The sequence below is a fragment of the Streptomyces sp. NPDC006265 genome (assembly GCF_040613555.1).
Lineage (GTDB): Bacteria > Actinomycetota > Actinomycetes > Streptomycetales > Streptomycetaceae > Streptomyces.
Genome location: NZ_JBEXSH010000007.1, coordinates 17,819 through 38,988, shown reverse-complemented (window position 1 = coordinate 38,988; position 21,170 = coordinate 17,819). Strand labels below are relative to the sequence as shown.

At 70.1% G+C, this 21,170-nt stretch carries 18 protein-coding genes and 2 pseudogenes; 6 read left to right on the top strand and 14 right to left on the bottom strand.

Annotated elements, in window-relative coordinates:
- Positions 1-89 precede the first annotated feature (89 nt).
- Complete coding sequence (locus ABZ281_RS01730; RefSeq protein ID WP_356651015.1) at positions 90-1,853, bottom strand: FAD-dependent oxidoreductase; 1,764 nt, start codon at positions 1,851-1,853, stop codon at positions 90-92.
- 234 nt (positions 1,854-2,087) lie between these two features.
- Here ABZ281_RS01730 and ABZ281_RS01725 point away from each other — a divergent pair.
- Positions 2,088-3,803 (top strand): annotated as a pseudogene (locus ABZ281_RS01725) (FdhF/YdeP family oxidoreductase); the annotation flags it as partial.
- On the opposite strand, the gene ABZ281_RS01720 reads toward ABZ281_RS01725, so the two are convergent.
- A complete protein-coding gene (locus ABZ281_RS01720; protein ID WP_356651023.1) occupies positions 3,751-4,308 on the bottom strand; it encodes a DUF6234 family protein in 558 nt (185 codons plus the stop codon). The pseudogene ABZ281_RS01725 and the gene ABZ281_RS01720 overlap by 53 nt on opposite strands.
- A 480-nt stretch (positions 4,309-4,788) precedes the next feature.
- Here ABZ281_RS01720 and ABZ281_RS01715 point away from each other — a divergent pair, with 480 nt between their 5' ends.
- Positions 4,789-5,139 carry a hypothetical protein gene (locus ABZ281_RS01715; protein WP_356651013.1) on the top strand — a complete coding sequence of 117 codons (351 nt, stop codon included), beginning with the start codon at positions 4,789-4,791 and terminating at the stop codon, positions 5,137-5,139.
- 70 nt (positions 5,140-5,209) lie between these two features.
- On the opposite strand, the gene ABZ281_RS01710 is transcribed toward ABZ281_RS01715, so the two are convergent.
- From ABZ281_RS01710 to ABZ281_RS01685, 6 genes and pseudogenes are all read right to left on the bottom strand, one after another.
- Positions 5,210-6,226, bottom strand: a complete 1,017-nt coding sequence (locus ABZ281_RS01710; protein ID WP_356651011.1) for a hypothetical protein — start codon at positions 6,224-6,226, stop codon at positions 5,210-5,212.
- A gap of 243 nt (positions 6,227-6,469) precedes the next feature.
- On the bottom strand, positions 6,470-6,712 hold the full coding sequence (locus ABZ281_RS01705; protein WP_356651009.1) for a DUF5302 domain-containing protein: 243 nt from the start codon (positions 6,710-6,712) through the stop codon (positions 6,470-6,472).
- A 121-nt stretch (positions 6,713-6,833) separates the two neighbouring features.
- Positions 6,834-7,258, bottom strand: a pseudogene (locus ABZ281_RS01700) (LysR substrate-binding domain-containing protein); the annotation flags it as partial.
- 92 nt (positions 7,259-7,350) lie between these two features.
- On the bottom strand, positions 7,351-8,556 hold the full coding sequence (locus ABZ281_RS01695; protein WP_356651007.1) for an NlpC/P60 family protein: 1,206 nt from the start codon (positions 8,554-8,556) through the stop codon (positions 7,351-7,353).
- Positions 8,557-8,970: 414 nt separating this feature from the next.
- Positions 8,971-9,693, bottom strand: coding sequence for an alpha/beta hydrolase (locus ABZ281_RS01690; RefSeq protein ID WP_356651005.1), 723 nt, complete (start codon positions 9,691-9,693; stop codon positions 8,971-8,973).
- A gap of 872 nt (positions 9,694-10,565) precedes the next feature.
- Positions 10,566-10,778: a hypothetical protein gene (locus ABZ281_RS01685; RefSeq protein WP_356651003.1), complete on the bottom strand. Its 213-nt coding sequence runs from the start codon at positions 10,776-10,778 to the stop codon at positions 10,566-10,568.
- Positions 10,779-10,942: 164 nt separating this feature from the next.
- Between ABZ281_RS01685 and ABZ281_RS01680 the strand changes: the two genes are divergently transcribed.
- Complete coding sequence (locus tag ABZ281_RS01680) at positions 10,943-11,332, top strand: DUF393 domain-containing protein (protein WP_356651001.1); 390 nt, start codon at positions 10,943-10,945, stop codon at positions 11,330-11,332.
- Positions 11,333-11,391: 59 nt separating this feature from the next.
- Here ABZ281_RS01680 and ABZ281_RS01675 read toward each other — a convergent pair whose 3' ends face one another.
- Positions 11,392-12,336 carry a MerR family transcriptional regulator gene (locus tag ABZ281_RS01675; protein WP_356651021.1) on the bottom strand — a complete coding sequence of 315 codons (945 nt, stop codon included), beginning with the start codon at positions 12,334-12,336 and terminating at the stop codon, positions 11,392-11,394.
- Positions 12,337-12,459: 123 nt separating this feature from the next.
- Here ABZ281_RS01675 and ABZ281_RS01670 point away from each other — a divergent pair, with 123 nt between their 5' ends.
- Together ABZ281_RS01670 and ABZ281_RS01665 are read left to right on the top strand one after the other, a co-directional pair.
- Entirely contained in the window at positions 12,460-13,983 is a 1,524-nt protein-coding gene (locus ABZ281_RS01670; protein ID WP_356650999.1) for an alpha/beta hydrolase, read from the top strand.
- A gap of 118 nt (positions 13,984-14,101) precedes the next feature.
- On the top strand, positions 14,102-15,154 hold the full coding sequence (locus ABZ281_RS01665) for an acyl-CoA desaturase (RefSeq protein ID WP_356651019.1): 1,053 nt from the start codon (positions 14,102-14,104) through the stop codon (positions 15,152-15,154).
- An 80-nt stretch (positions 15,155-15,234) separates the two neighbouring features.
- On the opposite strand, the gene ABZ281_RS01660 is transcribed toward ABZ281_RS01665, so the two are convergent.
- From ABZ281_RS01660 to ABZ281_RS01640, 5 genes are all read right to left on the bottom strand, one after another.
- Positions 15,235-16,557, bottom strand: coding sequence for an aldehyde dehydrogenase family protein (locus ABZ281_RS01660; protein WP_356650997.1), 1,323 nt, complete (start codon positions 16,555-16,557; stop codon positions 15,235-15,237).
- A gap of 255 nt (positions 16,558-16,812) precedes the next feature.
- Positions 16,813-17,811, bottom strand: a complete 999-nt coding sequence (gene gap, locus ABZ281_RS01655) for a type I glyceraldehyde-3-phosphate dehydrogenase (RefSeq protein WP_356650995.1) — start codon at positions 17,809-17,811, stop codon at positions 16,813-16,815.
- A 95-nt stretch (positions 17,812-17,906) separates the two neighbouring features.
- Entirely contained in the window at positions 17,907-18,863 is a 957-nt protein-coding gene (locus ABZ281_RS01650) for a helix-turn-helix domain-containing protein (RefSeq protein ID WP_356650993.1), read from the bottom strand.
- An 802-nt stretch (positions 18,864-19,665) separates the two neighbouring features.
- The gene (locus ABZ281_RS01645; protein ID WP_356650991.1) at positions 19,666-19,869 is read right to left on the bottom strand and encodes a cold-shock protein; all 204 of its coding nucleotides are present in this window, start codon (positions 19,867-19,869) and stop codon (positions 19,666-19,668) included.
- A gap of 185 nt (positions 19,870-20,054) precedes the next feature.
- Positions 20,055-20,276, bottom strand: coding sequence for a hypothetical protein (locus ABZ281_RS01640; protein WP_356650989.1), 222 nt, complete (start codon positions 20,274-20,276; stop codon positions 20,055-20,057).
- A 216-nt stretch (positions 20,277-20,492) separates the two neighbouring features.
- On the opposite strand from ABZ281_RS01640, the gene ABZ281_RS01635 reads away from it, so the two are divergent.
- Entirely contained in the window at positions 20,493-21,038 is a 546-nt protein-coding gene (locus tag ABZ281_RS01635; RefSeq protein WP_356650987.1) for a hypothetical protein, read from the top strand.
- Positions 21,039-21,170 lie beyond the last annotated feature (132 nt).

Sequence of the window (21,170 nt, the reverse complement as noted above, 5' to 3'; positions counted from 1 at the left end):
GTCAGCGTGTTCTCCACGCTCACCGCGGCTCCTACGGCCAGGGCGTCCGGCTGGTGCAGTACAGCCGTGGCTCCTTCCGGCAACGGCGCTCAGCCGACGTCGAAGGCATTCGGCAGTCCGAGGAGGTAGCGGGTGCGGTCGTGGCGTCTGAAGGGCTCCAGTTCGTTGGCTCGGTACAGGGGGGTCACGGTGCAGCGTTGTGCGGTGGATCCGGATCGGTCCAACAGGGCGTTGACGGCCTGCCGGGCCGAGGAGTTGGCGCCCTCCATGGTGGCCAGATCGATGGGCACGGCCACGTAGTCGCCGGCCAGGAAGAGGTTGGGGATCTTCGTGGCCGACCGCGGGCGGTGGTGGAAGGTGCCCACCGGGTGGATGAGCAGTTGTTCGTCGTTGACGGGATGCGGTGTGCCGAGGCCGTCGACAGCGGGGTCGAGGAACCACGAGTGCAGCACGGAGTCCTTCAGGACCGTGCGGCCGCTGTCGTTGAGCGACGCCTTCAACTGCGCCCACACTTCGCGTGCGACTTCGGTACGGGTGCATTGCTTGGCCGTCTTGCCGTACAGGATGCCCGGGCGGTCCCACTCGGAGACGTCCACGGACAGGCAGTCCGCGACCGTGCCGTCGCCGTAGTCGGCCGGGAAGTGGCGGCCGGGCCAGTGCTGGGCTTGGGCGATCGCTGTGAGTGACCACGGGGAGTCGATGAGGTCGAGGTGGCCGTGCACGATCGGCATGCGTTCGGTCAGGTAGAACTGAATGCCCGTCATCCAGTCCGTCTCCAGCCGGTCGCACTCGGCCAGTTTGGGGTCGGCTGCGCGGACGGCGGAGTTCCATGTGCGGCGAGCGTGCTCGACGGGCATCGCGGAAATGTAGTGGTCGGCGGTGACGGTCCGGCGCACGCCTGAGGGGTCCTCCACGACGGCTCCGGCGATCGCGCCCGCGTCCAGGGGCAGGTCCCGTACGGTCCAGCCGACGCGGAACTCGACCCCGAGTGACTCCAGGTGGGTCACCCAGGGATCGATCCATGCCTCGTTGGTGGGCGCGTTGAGGATCCGGTCCAGTGGCCCGTCCGCGCCCAGTCCGAGGAGGTTGAAGGCGAAGGCCTCCAGCAAGGTGCCGACCGTGCGGGTGCTGGCCTCCTCCGCCTTGGTGGCCACGATGTTGCGGGTGATGCCGATGGCAAGAACACGCTGGTAGTCGTAGGACATCCGTCCGGCCCGCACGAAGTCCCACCAGGGCGTCCGCTCCCATATGTTGTCGCGGCGCTGGTCGCAGCTGGTGAGGAAGACCAGGAAGCGGTTGGCGAAGTAGAGGGCCTCGTGGAGGGGGAGGTTGAAGGCCGTGTCCAGAACTGCGGTGAGGGCGCGGCGGATTTCGTCGGGGGTGAGTTCGGCCGGGGTGCTGTCGGGCCAGGGCAGCGGGATCCGGATGTCCTCGCGGCCACCCGACCTGGCGAACAGCATCTCCTTCGGGGCGACGAGGTTGTCGTGAACGCCGCCCGGGTTGCCGGGGAACGGGATGCGCCGCATCGTGTCGGGCAGGTTGTGGTAGATGCCGGGGATGAAGCGGAAGCCGTGCTCGCCCGGCAGGGGGCGTCGGCCGCCCGTGCCGCTGTCCGGTACGTCCATGCTGCGGGCCTTGCCGCCCAGTGCCTTGCGTTCGTAGACCGTGACCCCGAAGCCGCGCTCGGCGAGTTCATGGGCGGCCGTGAGCCCGGCGACGCCACCGCCCAGGATCGCCGCCGTCTGCGGTGTGGAGCTGTTCTCGGCGGAAGCCCGTTCCGGGGTTCCGAGGGCTGCTCCGCCGCCGGCGGCCGCGGCAGTGCCCAGGAACCCTCTGCGCGTGGTGCCGCTCATCGCCATCCCTTACCGTCGGTAACATCGGCCGCACGAGGATATGGGCGAGGCAACGATCCCGGAAGGCAGCCGACGCAACTTGGCTTGATGGCACAGCACGTGGCGACCAGACCTGAGAGGCGGCGAGCAGCTGCACGGCCTTCTCCTTCAGTTCGAAACTCGCTTCCGCGGCATTGTCTGCGTCGAAGGGCGGTTGGGGGTCGTACTCGACGGCGAGCTGGATCGCCTTGGCGCTTCGCCTTGAGCGAGACCCTGGGCACCGGCAAGGGCACCGTCAGCCTCGACGACCTTCACCACGCCGACCTGATCTTCCTGGTGGGTCAGAACCCGGGCAGCAACCACCCGCGCCAGCTCTCCGCCCTGGAGGAGGCCAAGCGCAACGGCGGCCGGATCGTGGCGGTCAACCCGCTGCCGGAGGCCGGGCTGCGGCGCTTCAAGAACCCGCAGAAGCCGAGCGGGATCGTCGGACGCGGCACCCAGATCGCCGACCGCTTCCTGCACATCAAACCCGGCGGCGACCTCGCCCTGTTCCAGGCCCTCAACCGCCTTCTGCTGGAGGCGGAGGACGCCCGGCCCGGCACCGTCCTGGACCACGACTTCATCGACGCCCACACCACCGGCTTCGAGGAGTTCGCCCAGCACGCCCGCACCGTCGACTGGGACGACGTGCGCGCGGCGACCGGACTGACCCGCGAGGAGATCGAGAAGGTCCGAGACGAGGTCCTGACGAGCGAGCGCGTCATCGTCTGCTGGGCGATGGGCATCACCCAGCACAAACACGGCGTGCCCACCGTCCGGGAGATCGTCAACTTCCTGATGCTGCGCGGCAACCTGGGGCGCGCCGGCACCGGCGCCTGCCCGGTGCGCGGCCACAGCAACGTCCAGGGCGATCGCACCATGGGCATCTGGGAGCAGATGCCGGACACCTTCCTCGACGCCCTGCAGAAGGAGTTCGGCTTCGACCCGCCGCGCCCGCACGGCCTGGACTCGGTGAACTCCATCAAGGCGATGCGGGAGGGCCGCGTCAAGGTCTTCCTCGCCCTGGCCGGCAACTTCGTCCGCGCCGCACCCGACAGCGAAGTCACCGAGGAGGCGATGCGCTCGTGCCGGCTTACCGCCCACATCTCCACCAAGCTCAATCGCTCGCACACCGTCTGCGGCGACACCGCCCTGATCCTGCCGACCCTGGGACGCACCGAGCGTGACGTGCAGGCCGACGGCGAGCAGTTCGTCACCGTCGAGAACTCCATGAGCGAGGTGCACACCTCCCGGGGCCGCCTGGAGCCGGCCTCCCCGCTGCTGCTCAGCGAAGTCGCCATCCTGTGCCGGCTCGCCCGCCGCACCCTGGACGGCAAGGCGGACATCCCCTGGGACGAGTTCGAGGGTGACTACGGCACCATCCGCGACCGCATCTCCCGCATCGTGCCGGGATTCCACGACTTCAACGCACGGGTCACCCGCCCCGGCGGTTTCCAACTGCCCAACCCGGTCAACGAGGGCGTCTTCAACAACAAGGCCGGCAAAGCCCTGTTCACCTGCAACGAGCACGTGGTCCCCCGGGCCCCCGAGGGTCACCTGCTGCTGCAGACGCTGCGCTCGCACGACCAGTGGAACACCGTTCCCTACAGCGAGAACGACCGCTACCGCGGCATCCACGGCAGCCGCCACGTCGTGCTCGTCAACCCGGCCGACCTGACCGAACTCGGCCTCGCCCAGGGCGATCACGTCGACCTGGTGAGCGTCTGGTCGGACGGCACCGAGCGCCGGGCCGAGAACTTCCAGGTCGTGCCCTATCCGGCCGCCAAGGGCTCGGCCGCCGCCTACTATCCGGAGACGAACGTCCTGGTGCCGCTGGACAGCGTCGCCGACATCAGCAACCAGCCCACATCGAAGGGCATCATCGTCCGCCTCGAACCCACCCCCGAGCCGACACGGCCCACACTCGCCTGACCGACGGCACGACCCCGACCGGGCCCGCGACGGCAGCGGCTGCGATCTGCGGCGGACACCCGTCGTACCCCTGGTGCGAAGGAGCATGGGACATCCCGACCCCAGTGGGTGACGGAGACGGGTGGGCACGCTCGTACTCGTCGTGCCAAGCAGCGATCGTGAAGAACAGCGCAACGGCTGCCAAGAGCAGTTGGGCCGCACCTGCGAACGGATGTGCCGAGCACAGGAAGATCACGGCGATCACGAGCACGCCCAACGTGAACCCGCCGAACCAGAGGATCGGAACCCAGTCCATCGCGGATGCCACTGTCTGCTCGTCCGCACTGCCCCACCCACGGATGGCCGACGTCAGCCCCAGCAGAAGAGCGACCGGGATTTCGATGAGCAGCACGATCAGGCTTATGCAGCCACCTGCAAACCCGTCGCCTCCCACGTTCAAAGGCTTCCCGGGGCGGCCATCGTTCTCCGGCAAACGCGGTACACGCGCACTCCGCTCGAAGCGCATGGTCACACGCTCGTACGTGACGCCGTGCGCTGCATCACGAGTCACCAGACCGAGACCGAGTCGTGGCCGAGCTGAGCATCCGACAGGGCCCCTTGCCCTCGAATTGCCAGGTGAACGCACTCGCTCCCACGAGGACTCCGGGGACGTTGCCGGCCCTCTCTCGTTCCGGCCCACGCATGCGCTTCCTCTTCGAACTCCACGCGGAGCAAGCGGAGTCAGGAACACGCGCTCCTAAGGAGATGCGGCGGCACTCCCGCATGCGGGGATGGCAGATACGGGACTGCCACACCTGAAGAACCGCCCTCGAGGGAGGAGTACCCGTACCGACGGCCGGATCCCGTCACCACGACGGCATTCGGCCAACCCTCCACCCCCTTTCCGTCCTTCGGACAACCGCGTAACCGGTCCGTTCCTCTCACAGCGCGGGCGGAGCACGCGCCCCTCACGTGGCGGCCCCGGCCCGGACCTCGCGGACGCGCCGTGCCGCTGCTCCCCGCTCACAGCACCGGAGGACGAGGGAACCATGACCAGAAGACGCACCGCTCGGCTGCGGCGTACGCTGCTCGCCGGGTCAAGGCCTTCGGCGCCGCCGCCAAGGAAGACGTGACCGCGGACTTCTACGACGAGGGTTCCGTCCGGCAGGTCGTGCTCCTGTACTTCGCCAAGAGCGGCCAGATCAAGGAGATCGAGGCCCGCATCGGCGAGGGCGACTCCTGGGGACTCACCCTCGCCGAGCCAGACCCGGCCGAGGCGACGGCCAAGCCCACATGGGCACCGCCGAAGCCCGGCGGCTCCGGTTCCCGCACCTCCGGCACCCCGTCCGGGAGCTGACGGGCCGCCTGCCCCGCCCCCACCGTTCGAGGACCGCACTCCGACCAACCAGGGTGCGGTCCTCAGCAACTCATGAACCGCCACGATCTCCTGGAGCGTCCTCAGCACACATGGGACGGGTACGGGGCGACCCCAGGTGGTCGTGGAGGGCCGCGAAGGCCGTGAACGTGAGGGGAAGGGTTACGGCCGCGGCGACCAGGACGCCGACGAGGACGGGCGTGAGGATACCGGCGTAGTACGCGGCGAAGAAGTTGCCCGTTGCCTGTTCGAGATGGGCTCGTACCAGGGGGCGCAGCGGCAGAGACAGCTCTGTCACCAGCCGTACCGTCCCGGCGGTGAGCGCGGCCAGCGGCAGCGCGAGGGCGAGGACGCGGGCGAATCCGGAGCGCGTCCAGGTCAGTGACCAGGAACGGCGCAGGGCCACGCGCGGGCCGAGGCCGGCGGCTGCCGCCGCCGGGGCCAAAGCGAGGGCCAGACGAAGCAGCACGGCAATCGACACAGCGGCCGCAGGAGACGCCTCGACGAGTGTGTGGGGCCACGAGCCGCGTTCCAGGGGCTCGGGGGTGTCGAGCTGGTAGCCGGTGAGACGGTCCGCCACGACGGTGGCGAGCACCGGCAGGGGCCATACGATCAGGCCGCGCAGCGCGTACACGGCGAGCACCGGTCGGAGTCGCGCGCTATCCGCGACACGCGACTCGTCCCCTTGCGAGTGCCCTTGAGTCCCCGCTGCGACCGCCCGGGAGCACACAGTCTGCAGGGCTGCGCTGCCGGTGCCGAGCAGGAGCAAGAAGAGCGGGAGCGTGCCGAGGGCGACCAGCGCCAGGTCGGTGTAATCGTGAAGGTAAGGGTCCTCGACGTGGTGATACCAGATGCGTTGGTTCCGCATGTGGGTGAAGACCGGCCAGGCGAGCGCGAATATCGTGGCCGTCATCAGCAGCGCGACCAGTCCGCACAGGCTGACGACGCGCGCTGTCACGCCCGCCACGGCGCCACCATGCCGTCGCAGGATGGCGAACGTGGTGGCGGTGACGCCGCGTGGGGGACTCCCGCCCATCGGTGGCGCCGTGCGGTCGATCTGTGTGGGCATGGAGGGAGCGCCTTCTGTACGTCCGGGTCCGTTCCGTCAGGGACGCCGGCCGGACCGGGCGTGGTTCTCCCGCGGTGTCACGCCCCGGGCAGGTCGCAACGTCCAAAGGGACGCCAGGTGTGTCCGGCGGTTGATGTACCGCCCCAGCGGGCCCTCCCTCGTCACCCGGCAGGGCACAGCCCGCCTCTCGGCATGGTTGCCGGGCCGTGTCCCGCCGAGTCTCGTCCAGCAGCCGTTCTCGGCTCAGCCGCCGCTCTTGCGCCGGAACGACCGCTGGTTGGCAGCCGGGCCGTGCGCGCCGCGGATCTTTGACGCGTGAGGGTTGGCAGCCGGGTCGGCGGCATCCGCCTGCATACCGCGCTTGCGGGCCAAAGCCTCCCGGAATTTGCGCTTCAGATCGTATTGGCCGTCAGCGTCGGGCGTGAGGGCACGGCTCTCGGCGTCAGCCGGCTCCGAAACTTCTGGCGACGGAGACTCTTCGGCCATGGTGACCTCCTGGGCTCGGCGTTGGAGAGCACAGCTTGTCATGCCGAGTACCCCATGAGGCACCGCCGACTGGCATTGCCCGCCACTCCGGCTCACAGCGGGGGCTCAGCGGTACGCGTCGTCAGCCGCGGCGAACCGCCCCGAGCTGGGCCCCGTGCAGGCCGGGGGCGGTGAACCGTTGTGCCACCGCGCGTAGGACGCGATCCATCGCCTGGGCGGGTGGGGTGGCGGGGCGGGCTGTGGCGCGGGCGAGAAGGATGCGGCGGGTGGGGGCCGGGATGTCGGAAGCGAAGGGCAGGAGGCGTACGTCGCTGCGCCGGTTGGTGAGGGCCGGACGGGGGCGAGGGCGATACCGAGACCGGCGGCGACCATGGCCTGCGCCTCCTGGTAGTCGTGCGAGGAGTAGGCGATCCGCGGCTCGAATCCCGCCTGGCGGCAGCTGCGACGAAGGACGTCGGCGACGGCGTGGTTGTCGGCGCGGATGATCCACTCCTGGTCGGCGCGGTCGCCGAGTGGCACGGAGGGATGGGTGCGCAGGGGCGAGTCATCGTAGCCCTCGGCCCTGTCGTCGCCTGGGGCGCACCGGTCCTGCCCTGGTCCAAGACGTACGGCAGATCATCGCGGAGGCCGGGCCTGCGTCAGGCCGGGCGGATCACACCCTTGATCGCCGACCGGCCCGCGAAGAACACCGACTCCTCTTGGATGCGCGCGCCCGGTCCTGGTGCGTGAATCATCGTGCCGTCACCGCTGCAGATGCCGACGTTGCGGAGGTCGTCGTGGAAGAAGACCAGGTCTCCGAGCTGGACGTCAGCGAGCGAGACCTGCATCCCCGCTCTCCACTGTGCCTCGGCGGTCCGGGGAAGCGTGACGCCCGCGGCCTTCCAGGCGGCCTGCGTGAGACCGGGGGCGTCGTACGATCCCGGCCCGACCGCGCCCCATACGCAGGGCCGACCGATCTGCGCTCGGGCGAAGGCGATCACCCGCTCTGCCTGGGACTTGTGGCCGGCATCGGACGACAGCCAGGATCCACCGTAGGCGGCTGATGCGACGGTGGTGTAGGTCGATTCGCGTGCTGCGGAGACGACCGGTGGCACCGGGGCGGGAGCCGCAGTCGGCGCAGCGGGCGCCACTGTGGTGCTCAACTCGACGGGCAGCGCCGGAGCAGGGGCCGGCACGGCAGGGACAGTGATGTCCGGCAGGGCGGCGCCATAAGCCGTGGTGGGGTCTGGACCGGTGGCCGGCGCCGCAGCGAGCTGAGGGGCGGGAGCCGGGACGGACTCCGGGGCGGGAGCGGGTTCGGGCTCGTACAGCGGCCATGCCGCCACGTCGCCACCCTGGGCCGGGTGCGCATCGGCACGCCAACGGCTCTCGTCCTGCCCGGGATCGCTCACCGCTGCCGGTGCGGCGGGCCGGCCGGACAGCTGCGGGAGGGCTGCAGTTGTCGGTGCCTGAGCCGACCCGCCGGTCCCGTCCCACACCACACGGGTGGCCGCCTTGGGCGCTTCGAGGGCGAGGGGCTCCGCGGGTCGATCCGCAGGGCGCTCGGGGCGCGATGCCCGGGGTGCGCGGTCGGGACGGGCAGGCAACCTCCTGTCCGGCAGCGACGCCGGCACCGTCGGGCCCAGCTTGGCACGGGCAGCGTCGAACCACTGCCGGGCAAGGGATCCGAACGCGGGCTCCGTATCCTCCCGGGAACGGTCGCGGGGTGCCGTGCCCCGCTGGCGCGGGATCGCGGCGGCGCGGGTGGCGTTGAACCTGCCCGTGTCGCTCTCGGCCCTGTCGTAGAGGCTGTCGACGTACCGCCGGACCTCGTCAGGGCTCGGCGCCTCGCTCTCAGTCGCCAACGGGAGCACCAGCAGACCGTGAGAGCCGGGCCTCGGCGGTGAGGGCCTGCGGGGCAAGGGAGTTGGCCTTGTCCGTGGAGCCGGTTCTTCCGGGGCGCGAGGTTCGTTCCGACGCCATGGAGAGGCGCTCCTTTCATCCGAGAGTGCGCGAGACCGCCCGTCGAACGGTGGAACTCGCGCAGACAGTGGTCAACTTAACCAACTTGTGTGCCTTACGTGAAGATCGAAGCCGTAAATGCCCGATATGCTTTTGTGACCTTGGTCCCTTCATTCACCGTCCCGATCTTGCGACGAGAAGTGTCTCCGAGGCGTGGCCGCCGGACCCGCCGCCATCGAGGAGGGCCGTGACCGTCTTCGATGGCGGCATCCTGGCCGACACGAGCTACCGGCTGCTGCCCGCCGGAAGGCCCGGCCTCACTTCAGGTGTCGGTCCAAGAACCGGCACCCGTCCTCCAGCTCGAACCACGGGGTGCCGGTGTGCCCTCCCAAGTTGGCGTGCAGCGTCTTCTCCTTGCTGCTGAAGGCGTCGAACAGGTCCAGGGCCCGTTGGCGGGGATTTCCTTCGTCGTCCCACTGCAGGAGAAACAGCAGCGGGATGGTGACCTGCCGGGCCTCCTCCCGCTGGGCACGGAATACGAAGCCGCCGGCGAAGAAGCCTGCGGCCGCGATGCGCGGCTCGACCACTGCCAGCCGGATACCGAGGGCGGTCCACCCCCCGGAGTACCCGACCGGGCCTCCGATCTCGGGCAGCTCAAGAAGGGCGTCCAAGGTCATCTGCCATTCCGGGGCCGCCTTTTCGACCATCGGGCCGATGAAGGATTCGAAGATCTCGTCGACCGGCTCGCCGACCTGCATGGCCCGCCGGAGGTCGGCACGGGCCCGCTCGTCGGCGGCGGACCGGGGGCGGTCACCGCACCCGGCTGCATCGATGGTGGCCACCGCGTAGCCGCGCGCTGCGGTGTACCGGGCCCGGGCCACCAGCCGGGGGTCGGCCTTGGGCAGGCCGTTGTTGTGGGCCATCAGGACCAGTGGGGCCGGTGCGATTCCGGGCGTCCACAGGGTGCCGGGGATCTCACCGAGGGTGAATTCGCGCTCGAGGACGCCGTCGTCAAAACGCTGTTCAGAAGTGAATAGCACGGTCGTGCCTTTCGGGAGGGCGCAGAGTGGCGCTCCCGGACGGCCTATCGCCCGACCGTGACCCCGGAGGGGAGCACCCATGTCGAAATTGCGTTCACAGGTACCACCTCCTCGTTCTGTCGCACGGTCTGCGAGAGATCAGCAACGGTCGCCGTCGTCGGGCAACGGGTTTTCGCGGTGCTTCCGTGGCCGGGCGCCGCCTCACCCCGTAGGACTCGGTCTTGTCACCGCCTTCCACCTCGGTCGTCTTCACGGCCGACTTCACCTCCACCACCCAATGGGTCGCGGGCCGTTCCTGGGCCTATCCCGGCTGTGGCCCGGTCAATCCGCGCGATGACAAGCTCGACTACTTGGTGCCCGACGGCGCATACAGCCGGTCAGGCGTATTCCGCGCAAGGCGACGACCGGACGGCCGGTGGAGCACCGGGCTGCTCACCACCGAGGGGAGCCAGGAGGGATTCGGGACCTCCCCGAACTCACCAACCATGTGCGCCGCGCGAACCGTTACCACCACGACGAGGCGGTCCGACCGGGCGCACGGGTGGACCTCCGCACGGTGTTCGGCCCCCGATCGGTGAACTGGTGACTCAACGGCAGGCGGGTCTTCGCCGACGGACGAGGTGTGGACCGCACCGGGTGCGCCTACCTCATCGTCAACCTCTCTGTATACGCCGGGTGTTACCACCCGCCACCCCAGCAGGGAACGACCGAGATGTCATACGAGGTGAGCCACCCGGTCGTACGGCGGCCTTCCACCGCGGGCACGTCCGTTGAAGCGACGATGAGTACAGACGGGGCCGGCTGACCCGGGGGCTCCCGGTCGCCGCCCGGACAACACCGGCAGCCAGACGGCCTGCGGACCGTGGGGCGGTTCAGAACAGCCGCCCCTGACAGCCGCGTTGGCCAGGGTGTGAAGTGAGCCTGCCGGTTCTTGCCGGATCCGGTTCGTCGCCGAAGAGGGGAGCCGTACCGCACTCGTCCGGCTCGGCGGGGATCCTTCCGTCCACCTCCGGGCGGGGCGACGCGTCACGGTCGAAGTCGCCCGGGGTCATGCACACCCAGTCGCGGCCACCTTGCTCGCTCACTCGTCCTCACCACCTCTCCCCTGGCCCACCCCAAGAAGGCTTCCCTGGATCAAGTGTTGCCCACCCGTGATCAGTTCCATTACCGGCTCTCCTCCCTGCCATCCCGATCACCTCCGCCGGCGCTCCGTGGGCCGGATCGGCCGGGGGTGCGGCACGATGGAGGGGTGAGAACGCGACCAGTGCTGATCTTCGACGGGGACTGCGGCTTCTGCACCACGTCGGTGGGCGTCGTCCGGCGTCTGGTGCGGCCCCGGTGCGAGGTCGTGGCTTGGCAGCACGCGGATCTCGCATCGCTCGGCGTCACCGCGGAGCGGGCTCGCCACGAGGTTCTGTGGGTGACGCCCACCGGGCAGGTGTACGGCGGTGCGCAGGCAGTGGCGAAGATCTTGCTGAGGGCGGGCGGCGGGTGGTCGGTCGTGGGAGCGGTCCTCAGCCTGCCGCCCCTGCGCTGGGCCGCCCGTGCCGTTTACCGTCTGGTGGCGGACAACCGCGGGCGACTGCCCGGAGGGACGGCGGCGTGTGCGGTTCCCGGAGCGAAGACGCACGGGGGGTAGCCTGCGGCATCCCCGACCTCCTCGACGTCTTCCGCGCCGCGACCTGGCGGATCCGCCCGTCACCCTGCTTGGGCATTGTCCCGTTGCAGTGCCCTGCGCAGCCAGTCGTCCGCGGAGCCGGGGGTCGGCTGCGGGCTGCTGTCCGGCGGAGTCAGGACGATGCCCGTGAGCTCCCAGTAGCGGTCCAGGCGCGGATCGGCCGACAGCCGGGCGGCGAGCAGGCGGCGGAACTCCTGGGTGTCGCGGCTGCGGTAGGCGCCCGCGTATGCCGCGACGTAGGCGTCCAGCGCCTCGCCCGGATGCGGGTCGTGTGCCCTGCGCAAGTGTGGGGCCGCGAGTTCGAATGCCTCGACGAGGCCCGCGTACAGCAGGGCGGCCCCGCCGGCGCCTGCTGCTCGGTGCACGTCCGGTTGGGGCTGCCGGCCGCCTGGGCAGGGAGCCGTCGTCATCGCGTGCAGCCGGGCGAAGGCCAGCGCCTGGGCCGGGTGCGGTTCCTCGGGCGGCTGGGGAACGGCCGCCTCCAGGAATGCCGCGGTTGCCAGGCGCGGCATCCGTGGTGGCAGCCAGGTGCGCCAGAACCTGGCCAGTGGTGCGGTGCTCGGCGGGGTGTTGAGTGCGCCGATCAGCCGCAGCCGGCCGGCGCGCTGGGCCGGCGGGCAGTCCCGCACCAGTTGGAGTGCCGCTTCCCGCCAGCGCAGGGCCTTCAGCTCACTGCCCAGCTCACGCAGGCGGCTGTCGACGGCGTTCTCCAGTGCGCGGCCGGCTGCGTCTTGGTCCTCGAGGATGCGGCGAATCTCGGGCAGGGGCAGGTCAAGGGTGCGCAGGGAGCGGATCAGCTGCAGTCGTTCCAGTGCCTGGGGGCCGTAGCGGCGGTGTCCGCCACTGCTGCGGGCGGCTTCGGGGAGCAGCCCTTGGTCGGAGTAGAAGCGGACGGTCTTCACGGTGGCACCGGCGCGCTCGGCGAGTTCCCCGATGCTCCACAACAGTTCGTGCGACGTGGACAGTTGAACCTCCCTCAAGGGGAGTTCCTACGGTACCGGTGCGCGGGGCAAGGCAGACGCCGTGCCCCGCGGACGATGGCGTACGCGACCGGCGCGGCGTCATGTGAGGAGTCCGGGGAGGGCTTGGTGCAGGTGTTCATCATGGTGGCGGGTGTGTTCACAGGGGCCCATGTCTGGCAGGAGACGGCCGCGCGGCTGGTCGCGGCGGGCAGCGCGGCGCACGCGGTCCCGCTGACGGGCGTCGACCCGGCGCGGCCCGCCCCGCCGGCGCAGGTCGGCCTGGAGACGCACATCGAGGACGTGATCGCGGCGATCGACGCGGTGGACGTGACGTCCGGGCGGGAGATCGTGCTCGTCGGTCACGACTACGGGATCCACCCGGTGCTCGGCGCCGCTGACCGCCGGGCAGAGCGCATCGCACGCGTCGTGTACCTGGACTGCGGGATGCCGCAGAGCGGTGTTCCGGCGCTGGCGGCCGTACCGGACCAGGCGCTGCGCGCGCAGCTGGCCGAACGCGCCGGGGCAGGTGAGCGCGAGGGCGTGCTGCCGCCACCGGCCCATGGCGAGTGGGGACGCTGGGGCAGTACCGCCGGCGTCGGCGACGCGGCGCTGGAGCGGCTGACGGCACTGGCTGCGCCACAACCGCTGGGCACCCTGCTTCAGCCGCTGCGGCTGACCGGAGCGGTGGCCGGGATTCCCGTCACCGGCGTGCTGTGCGCCCGGAACGGGGCGAGCATCGATCTGGTGCAGAGGCTCGTCGACTTCGGCGATCCTTCGCTGGCCGCCCTCACCGAACCTCGGGTCACCTTCTTCGAACTTCCCACCGGGCACTGGCCGATGCTGTCCTGCCCCGACACGCTCGCAGACGTCCTGCTGGGGGCCGCGGCCGGTGAGGGACACCGCCTGCGGCCGGCCGGCGACGACGCGCCGGCACCTGCCCACCTGCGCCCGTTCCCGCTGGACGTGCCCGAGCTGCCTCGCGACCGCCAAGGGCATGTCGACCTGTACGTCCCCGACGGAGACGGACCGCGGCCGGCCGTGGTCTTCGTGCACGGCGGACCGGTGCCGGCCGGAGCGCGCCCGCGCCCGCGTGAGTGGCCGACCCTGGTGGGCTATGCCCGCCTGGCCGCCGCCGAGGGCATGGTCGGCGCGACACTCGACCACCGCCTCCACGACGTCGCGGACTACGACCGCGCCGCCGCGGACATCGCCGCCGCCGTGGAACTGGTGCGGGCCGACGCCCGGGTGGACGCCGGCCGGATCGCCCTGTGGTTCTTCTCCGGCGGCGGCCTCCTCAGCACGGACTGGCTGGCGAAGCCCCCCGCCTGGCTGCGCTGCCTGGCCGCCTCCTACCCCGTCCTCGCCCCCCTGCCCGCCTGGGGGATGGCCGGCAGCCGCTTCCACCCCGCCCGGGCGGTCGATCAAGCGGGGTCGCTGCCCGTCGTCCTCCTCCGCGTCGGGCGAGAGGCGCCCGAGATCGCTGCGACCGTCGATGCGTTCGTCGCCGCGGCCAAGGGCTGCGCAGCGCGACTCGAGCTGGTCGACGTCCCCAACGGCCACCATGGGTTCGAAACCACCGACCCTCCGGAGGAGACGCTGCCGGCCCTGCACCATGCGATGCGCTCGGTGGTCGCTCACCTGACCGTCTGACGCCCTGGCTGCGGTGTCCCCCCTGGAACATGGTGGCGCCACCACCACCTCAGCCAGGGGGTGAACGCCATTCTGCCGCCGGAGAATGATCTGGATACTGAGCCCCATGACCAAATCCATGGCGCTTCCGGTGGACCCCTCGACGCAAGGAGAGCAACAGGAGAAAACCAGGGGGAGTGACTTCTCTGAATTGTCTCGGCGTATAGCCGAGGCCGGGCTTCTCCGGCGCCGCCCTTTGCATTACACCGTCCGCTTCGGACTGGTCGCCCTCGCCCTCTCGGGGTGCGTCGGCGCCTTTCTCGCCCTGGGGGACAGCTGGGGACAGCTGTTCGTCGCCGTGGCTCTGGCCGTGGTCTTCGGGCAGCTCGGACTGGCTGCCCACGACCTCGCCCACCGACAGGTCTTCTCCCGTCGACGGCCCAGCGAGGCAGGGGGACTGCTGGTCGCCGACCTGTTGCTGGGCATGAGCTACGGGTGGTGGATGAACAAGCACACCCGGCATCATGCGAATCCCAATCACGAGGGCAAGGACCCGGACGTCTCGCCGGATATTCTCGTCTGGTCGCGCCGACAGGCACGTAAGGCCCGGGGTTTGCCGCGTTTCGTCGGAAAGCACCAGGCCACGCTCTTCTTCCCGCTTCTGACCCTGGAAGGCTTGAATCTGAGCTTCGGCAGCTTCCGCGCTCTGAAAAGTCCGTCGGTGAAAAGGCCAGCGCTGGAGTGCACCCTGCTCGTGGCTCACTTTGTGTTGTACTTCGGCGGCCTGTTCGCAGTCCTCTCCCCCGCCAAGGCGCTGCTCTTCCTAGCCGTGCACCAGGGCCTGTTCGGCATCTACCTCGGTTCGGTGTTCGCACCCAACCACAAGGGGATGCCGATGATCGAAGAGGAGACCCGGCTGGACTTTCTGCGCCGCCAGGTCCTCACCTCGCGCAATGTCCGGGGCGGCACACTGATCGACGCCTTCATGGGCGGGCTCAACTACCAGATCGAGCACCACCTCTTCCCCAGCATGCCGACACCAGGACTCGCCAGGGCGCAGGTCATCACCGAGCGGTACTGCGTGGAGCTGGGCGTCCCGTACCACCGGGCGGGGCTGATCGCCTCGCACCGGGAGGCGCTGCGCCACCTCAGGAGTGTCGGCGAGCCGCTGCGCGCCCCGGCCGAAGGCTGACCCGACCGGTTGTTCCCGAGCGTGCTGTTGCTCGCCACGCCGACGATGAGCCGAGGCCGTGTCGGATCGGGCCGAGGGCGTCAGCGCAGCGGCTTGTCCAGGACCGCCTTGCGGTGACTGAAGGTCTCGATGGAGTAGCGGCCGTGATAATTGCCCATGCCGCTCTCCCCCACCCCGCCGAACGGCAGGTCGGAGACGGTGAGATGGGCGAGCGGAAGGCCGTGGCCCAGGCCGCCCGAGGAGGTCTCGCCGGCGAACCGGCGCCGCGTCCCGTCGGACTCGGTGAAGACGTACAGGGCGAGCGGCTTGTCCCGGTCGTTGATGAAGTCGATCGCCTCGTCGAGGCCGGGGACCGTCACGACCGGCAGGATGGGGCCGAAGATCTCCTCCCGCATGACGGGCGCGTCGGGGCCGACATCGGCCAGGACGGTGGGCGCGAGGTACTTCGCCGTCCGGTCACTCGTGCCGCCCACGACGGTGCGGCCGGAGTCGAGCAGGCCGGTGAGCCGGTCGAAGTGCCGTTCGTTGATGATCCGCCCGTACTCGCCGGAGGCGGCCGGGTCGCTGCCGTACAGCGCCTTCACGGCGTCCGCGAGCAGCGGCTCCAGCGCCGCCGCGGTCTCCGGATCGGTCAGGACGTAGTCGGGGGCGACGCAGGTCTGTCCGGCGTTGAGGAACTTGCCGCGGGCCAGACGCTCCGCGACGACGGTCAGGTCGGTGTCACGGTCGACGAACGCCGGTGATTTGCCGCCGAGTTCGAGGGTGACCGGGGTGAGGTGCTCGGCGGCGGCGCGCAGCACGATACGGCCGACCGTGCCGTTGCCGGTGTAGAAGATGTGGTCGAAACGCTCCGTCAGCAGGGCCGTGGTCTCGGGAACGCCGCCCTCAACCACGGCGACCGCGTCGGCGTCGAGGTACGCCGGCAGCAGCCGGGCCATGGCGGCGGAGGTGGCCGGGGACAGCTCGCTCGGCTTGGCGACCACCGCGTTGCCCGCGGCCAGGGCGCCGACGACCGGGGCGAGCAGGAGCTGGGCCGGGTAGTTCCAGGGCGCGATGACGAGGACGACGCCGAGGGGGTCGTACTGCGTCCAAGCCGTCACGTCCGCGCCGAGGTGGGCCGGGGTCGGGGCGGGCTCCGGGCGCAGCCAGTCGGCGAGGTGATCGAGCGTGTGGTCGATCTCGCGGACGGTGAAGTCGATCTCGGTGCGGTAGGCCTCGGTGGCGCTCTTGCCGAGGTCGGTGTGGAGGGCGGCGGCCAAGTCAGCGCCGTTCTCCGTCAGCATGTCACGCAGTCGGCGCAGTTGGGCCGTTCGCCACTCGAGGGGCTTGGTACGGCCGGTGCGGAAGGTGGCACGCAGACGGGCGACGACGTCGGCAGGCTGCTCATGGGCGGAGTGGTTCACGGGTTCCTCGCAGACTCGCAGTCGGATGTATATACCAACCTTCTGACCGCTCTCCTGGATTCCACCGTTTCCGAACCACATCCGTGCCGTGTGTCACAGCAGGCGGAGGCCCCGCCGGGCCCGGAACGGGGGCCTTGAGAGTGGGATCGCGCCCTCAAGGCCCGTTCTGTCTCCGAAGCAGTAGGGCGCCCGAGCAGCCGGTTCACCGGCCTCACGATGCTCGAAGCGCACCCTTGCCCGCGCTACGGCATCCCGTCAGCCGGCGGCGAGGAGCTGCAGCGTGTCGATCACGCGGTTGGAGAAGCCCCACTCGTTGTCGTACCAGGCGACCACCTTCACGTGGCGGCCGTCGACGCGGGTGAGAGCGGCGTCGAAGATGGACGAGGCGGGATTGCCCACGATGTCGGAGGAGACCAGCGGGTCGTCGGAGTATTCGAGGACCCCGGCGAGCGGCCCCCCGGCTGCGTCACGGTAAGCGGCGAGCACGTCGTCGCGGGTCACGTCGCGGGCGACCGTCGTGTTGAGTTCGACGATCGAGCCCACCGGCACCGGTACGCGGATCGAGTCGCCCGACAGCTTGCCGTCCAGGCCGGGCAGGACCAGGCCGATCGCCTTGGCGGCGCCGGTCGTGGTCGGCACGATGTTCACGCCGGCGGCCCGGGCGCGGCGGGCGTCGCGGTGCGGACCGTCCTGCAGGTTCTGTTCCTGCGTGTAGGCGTGCACGGTCGTCATGAATCCGTGTTCGATACCCGCGAGGTCGTCGAGCACCTTCGCCAGTGGGGCGAGCGCGTTGGTGGTGCAGGAGGCGTTGGAGACGATCGTGTGCAGGTCCTGGTCGTAGGCGTCGGTGTTGACCCCGAAGGCGAGGGTGACGTCGGCGCCGTCCGAGGGCGCGCTGACCAGCACCTTGCGGGCGCCCGCGTCGAGGTGGGCGCGGGCGGCCTTCGCCGAGGTGAAGCGGCCGGTGGCTTCCAGGACGATGTCGACGCCGAGTTCGGCCCAGGGCAGCTGCGCCGGTTCGCGCTCGGCCAGCACCTTGATCCGGCGGCCGTCGACGACGAGGGCAGCCCCCTCGGCGGTCACCGGACGCCCGAGGCGGCCGGCCGTCGAGTCGTAGGCGAGCAGCCGGGCGAGCGTGGCGGGCTCGGTGAGGTCGTTGACGGCGACGATCTCGAGGGCGCTGTCACGTTCCAGCAGGGCGCGCAGCACATTGCGCCCGATGCGGCCGAATCCGTTGATCGCGATGCGAGTCATGAGTGATGTCCCTTCCTTATCCCCACCAGGCTCGCCCGCCGCTCAGGCCGCCGACAGTGGCGCGATCGCCATGGTTCAAAAGGATCCCGCCACGGCTACTCGCCCCGGGTGAAGGTGCGCCGGTACTCGCTCGGCGTGGTGCCCAGGATGTGCTGGAAGTGCAGGCGCAGGTTCGCACCGGTACCGAGCCCGACGTCGGCGGCGATCTGCTCGACGCTGCGCTCGGAGCGTTCCAGCAGTTCACGGGCCCGGTCGATGCGGGCGCGCATCACCCACTGCATCGGCGTGTAGCCGGTCTCCTCGACGAAACGCCGGGAGAACGTGCGCGCCGAGACCCCGGCCTGCCGCGCCAGCAGGTCCAGGGAGAGGGGCTCTCCGAGCCGGTGCAGCGCCCACTCGCGGGTGGTGCCGAAACGCTCGCCGAGCGGCTCGGGCACACTGCGCGGCACGTACTGGGCCTGGCCGCCGCTGCGGTAGGGGGCCGCGACCAGACGGCGGGCGGCGTGGTTGGAGGCGGCCACTCCGAGGTCGCCGCGCAGGATGTGCAGGCAGAGGTCGATGCCGGAGGCGGCGCCGGCCGAGGTGAGCATGCTGCCCTCATCGACGAACAGGACATTCTCGTCGACCTGGATGAGCGGATGTCTGGCCGCGAGGGCTCGCGTGTAGTGCCAGTGCGTCGTGGCGCGCCTGCCGTCGAGCAGGCCCGTCGCGGCGAGCGCGAAGGCGCCGGTGGAGATGGCGGCCAGCCGCGCGCCGCGCGCATGGGCGGCGATCAGCGCGTCGACGACGGGCCGCGGCGGGTTCTCGCGGTCCGGGTGCCGGTAGCCGGGGACAAAGACGATGTCGGCCCACGCCAGCGCGTCCAGGCCATGGGCGACGTGGTAGGCGAGCCCATCGCCGCCGGTGACCAGACCAGGGGCTGCCCCGCATACCCGCACCTCGTACGGCATGCTCGCGCGCGTCGTGAACACCTGCGCGGGAATGCCGACATCCAGCGGCTTCGCGCCCTCGAGCACAAGGACGGCGACGCGATGAAGACGGGAGGACTGCACGGAGAGAGGCTACGTGGGACGGGACGTCGAAACGCCCACTGCCGGGGCCTGGCGGCCGACAGCAGCCGGGCGATCGTCCTGGGGGCCGCTCCGGCAGGCACGTACGGCACTGCGGGCGGCCTGCAGCGTTTCGCCCGGACACCGGGTGCGGCAGGTGCGGCCGTCAAGGTGGGCATTGCGGTGCTCCCAGATGGGGAGGTACCCCTCGGGGGCCGCAGGGAGCGTCGGGTCGCTGTCGAATTCCACGGCGCAGGCGGTGAGGCCCAGTTCTACGAGGACGGGACCGGCAGCGTAGACGGACGGGTGCGCATCGCCGGCGCCCGACAATCCGTCCTCCGCGTGCTGCGGCTGGTCGGCGTCGGCACCCTCATCCCCGGCCCCCCGCCACTGAGCAGGCCCTGACCACCTGACCCGCGCATCCAGACCCTCGCCAGGATCAGGGTTGGCCCTGGCCCAGCTGGCAACCCGGGCCCCGGGCAGGGTTGGGCAGCTAGCCCTGTCGGGTCCTCCGGGGGCCGGCTCCCGGAGGGCTCACACGTGGTGACCTGCTGCGACCGGACACATACGGGGAAGGGACCCCGGCAGGCGCGAAGAGCGCCCCGTCTGGCGATGGGCTGAGCTATCTGCAGGCTGCGGAGAGGGGCCCGGCATCAGCCGGGCCCCTCGTACTCGTAGCGAGGACAGGATGTGAACCAGCGCTCACTGGATCATGAGCCCCCGCGAGCTACCCGAACGCTCTACCCCGCACCGGTGGTGCTGCTCTTCACAGTGGCTCTCGCGGGGCGGTGCGCATGCTCCTTCGTCAGCCGCGCACGATGTTCTCGGCCTGAGGGCCCTTCTGGCCCTGGGTCACGTCGAAGGTGACCGGTTCGCCTTCGATGAGCTCCCGGTAGCCGTTGCCGGTGATGTTGGAGTAGTGGGCGAAGACGTCCGGGCCGCCTCCGTCCTGGGCGATGAACCCGAAGCCCTTTTCGGCGTTGAACCACTTCACGGTGCCGCTGGCCATGCTGATCGTCCTTCACTATCGCCGAGTGGTCCCGGCTGGTCTGTGGGTAGGGCCCTCCGTCAAAGGAAGGCACCCGCCGACCGTTCTACCCCCTCGGCCGCCGATTATCCGACCTCCGCCAGTCGCGGCACACCGAGCGCTCACTCGATCAGGTTCCTGGCCACTGCCGCCCTGGGGCCGGCAGCTCAGACTTCGAGGGGGGCCAGGCCCGGGTAGATGCTCTGCCAACGGTATCGGGAGCTGTGGAAGTGCCAGTGGACGAAGGCCCGCATGTAGCGGTCCAGACGGGGGCGTTGCTCGTCGGTCGTCAGGGCCAGGACGCCGCGGTAGGCCGTCAGACCGTTGTCGAACGTCTGCCGGAAGACCTCGAGGTACGGCTGGTTCTCCTGGACCGAACTTCGGTACACACGCAAGGGCTCAGCACCGCCGACCAGAACGCCTGATGGGAGCGGGCGCTCAGACATGGGTGGGTGAACTGCAGTACGTGAACCAGAACTGGGAGAAGCCGTTGAGGATGCGCACGTAGTCGCTGTCGACCTGGTCGCAGGCCCCATGTCTTGGATGTAGCGCGTGTTCGGGGTTGCCGCGGGCGGCGATGTCGACATGCCTGCCCGCAGGATGGCTTGAGCTACGGCCTGATCGTGACAGCACACGTCGTCGGTTCGCGTCGTGAACACCCAGATCCGATCCAGCGCGAGAGCGAGAGCGTCGTCGGCGACGGGCACCATCAGGGCCCGCATCAGGGTGATGTGCCGGATGGTGGCGTCCGAAACGGTGACTCCGAAGGCGTCGAACTCGTCGCTGAGTACCTCGGCGTCCGCGCGTGCCTGCTCCACATCGACGGGCACATCGAAGGTCTCCGTGAAGGCGATCATCTCGTCGACAAGACCGGGGGCCAACACGCTTTCGGCCATCGCGCGATGATACGGATCAAGGACGGCGGTAAGGCCGCCTCGCGGAGCGCAGTCAAGGGTGTCCAAGCCGGGCGGCCGAGCGCCTCTGGTCATGAGACGGGTTGCCTGCTTCACCGCGACCTCCCCCACACCGCTTCCTCCGGGAAGCATGTCCGGGGTTTTCAGACCGCGTGCAAACCGTCGGGCAGAGATGAGGTGGGCTGTGAAGAGAACGCCGGTATGCGGGAGGCGAGAGAGCCGCCCACGAAGCGGTGAGGTCGTAACGAACTCCGCCGGCCATTCGGGTTAGACCGGCGGGCGCACTCGAAACCGGTCAGAGCCCTTACGTCTGAGTCAGGAGCAGTCAGCGAGGCACGCCGCGGTATCGCTTCACGTCCTTCGGCACCC

Bases quoted from the DNA above. Each gene is read 5' to 3' on its own strand.
- ABZ281_RS01665 (WP_356651019.1), top strand. From the start codon at position 14,102: ATGGCGCTTCCGGTGGACCCCTCGACGCAAGGAGAGCAACAGGAGAAA.
- gap (WP_356650995.1), bottom strand. From the start codon at position 17,811: ATGACTCGCATCGCGATCAACGGATTCGGCCGCATCGGGCGCAATGTG.
- ABZ281_RS01720 (WP_356651023.1), bottom strand. From the start codon at position 4,308: ATGCGCTTCGAGCGGAGTGCGCGTGTACCGCGTTTGCCGGAGAACGAT.
- ABZ281_RS01645 (WP_356650991.1), bottom strand. From the start codon at position 19,869: ATGGCCAGCGGCACCGTGAAGTGGTTCAACGCCGAAAAGGGCTTCGGG.
- ABZ281_RS01710 (WP_356651011.1), bottom strand. From the start codon at position 6,226: ATGCCCACACAGATCGACCGCACGGCGCCACCGATGGGCGGGAGTCCC.
- ABZ281_RS01730 (WP_356651015.1), bottom strand. From the start codon at position 1,853: ATGAGCGGCACCACGCGCAGAGGGTTCCTGGGCACTGCCGCGGCCGCC.
- ABZ281_RS01705 (WP_356651009.1), bottom strand. From the start codon at position 6,712: ATGGCCGAAGAGTCTCCGTCGCCAGAAGTTTCGGAGCCGGCTGACGCC.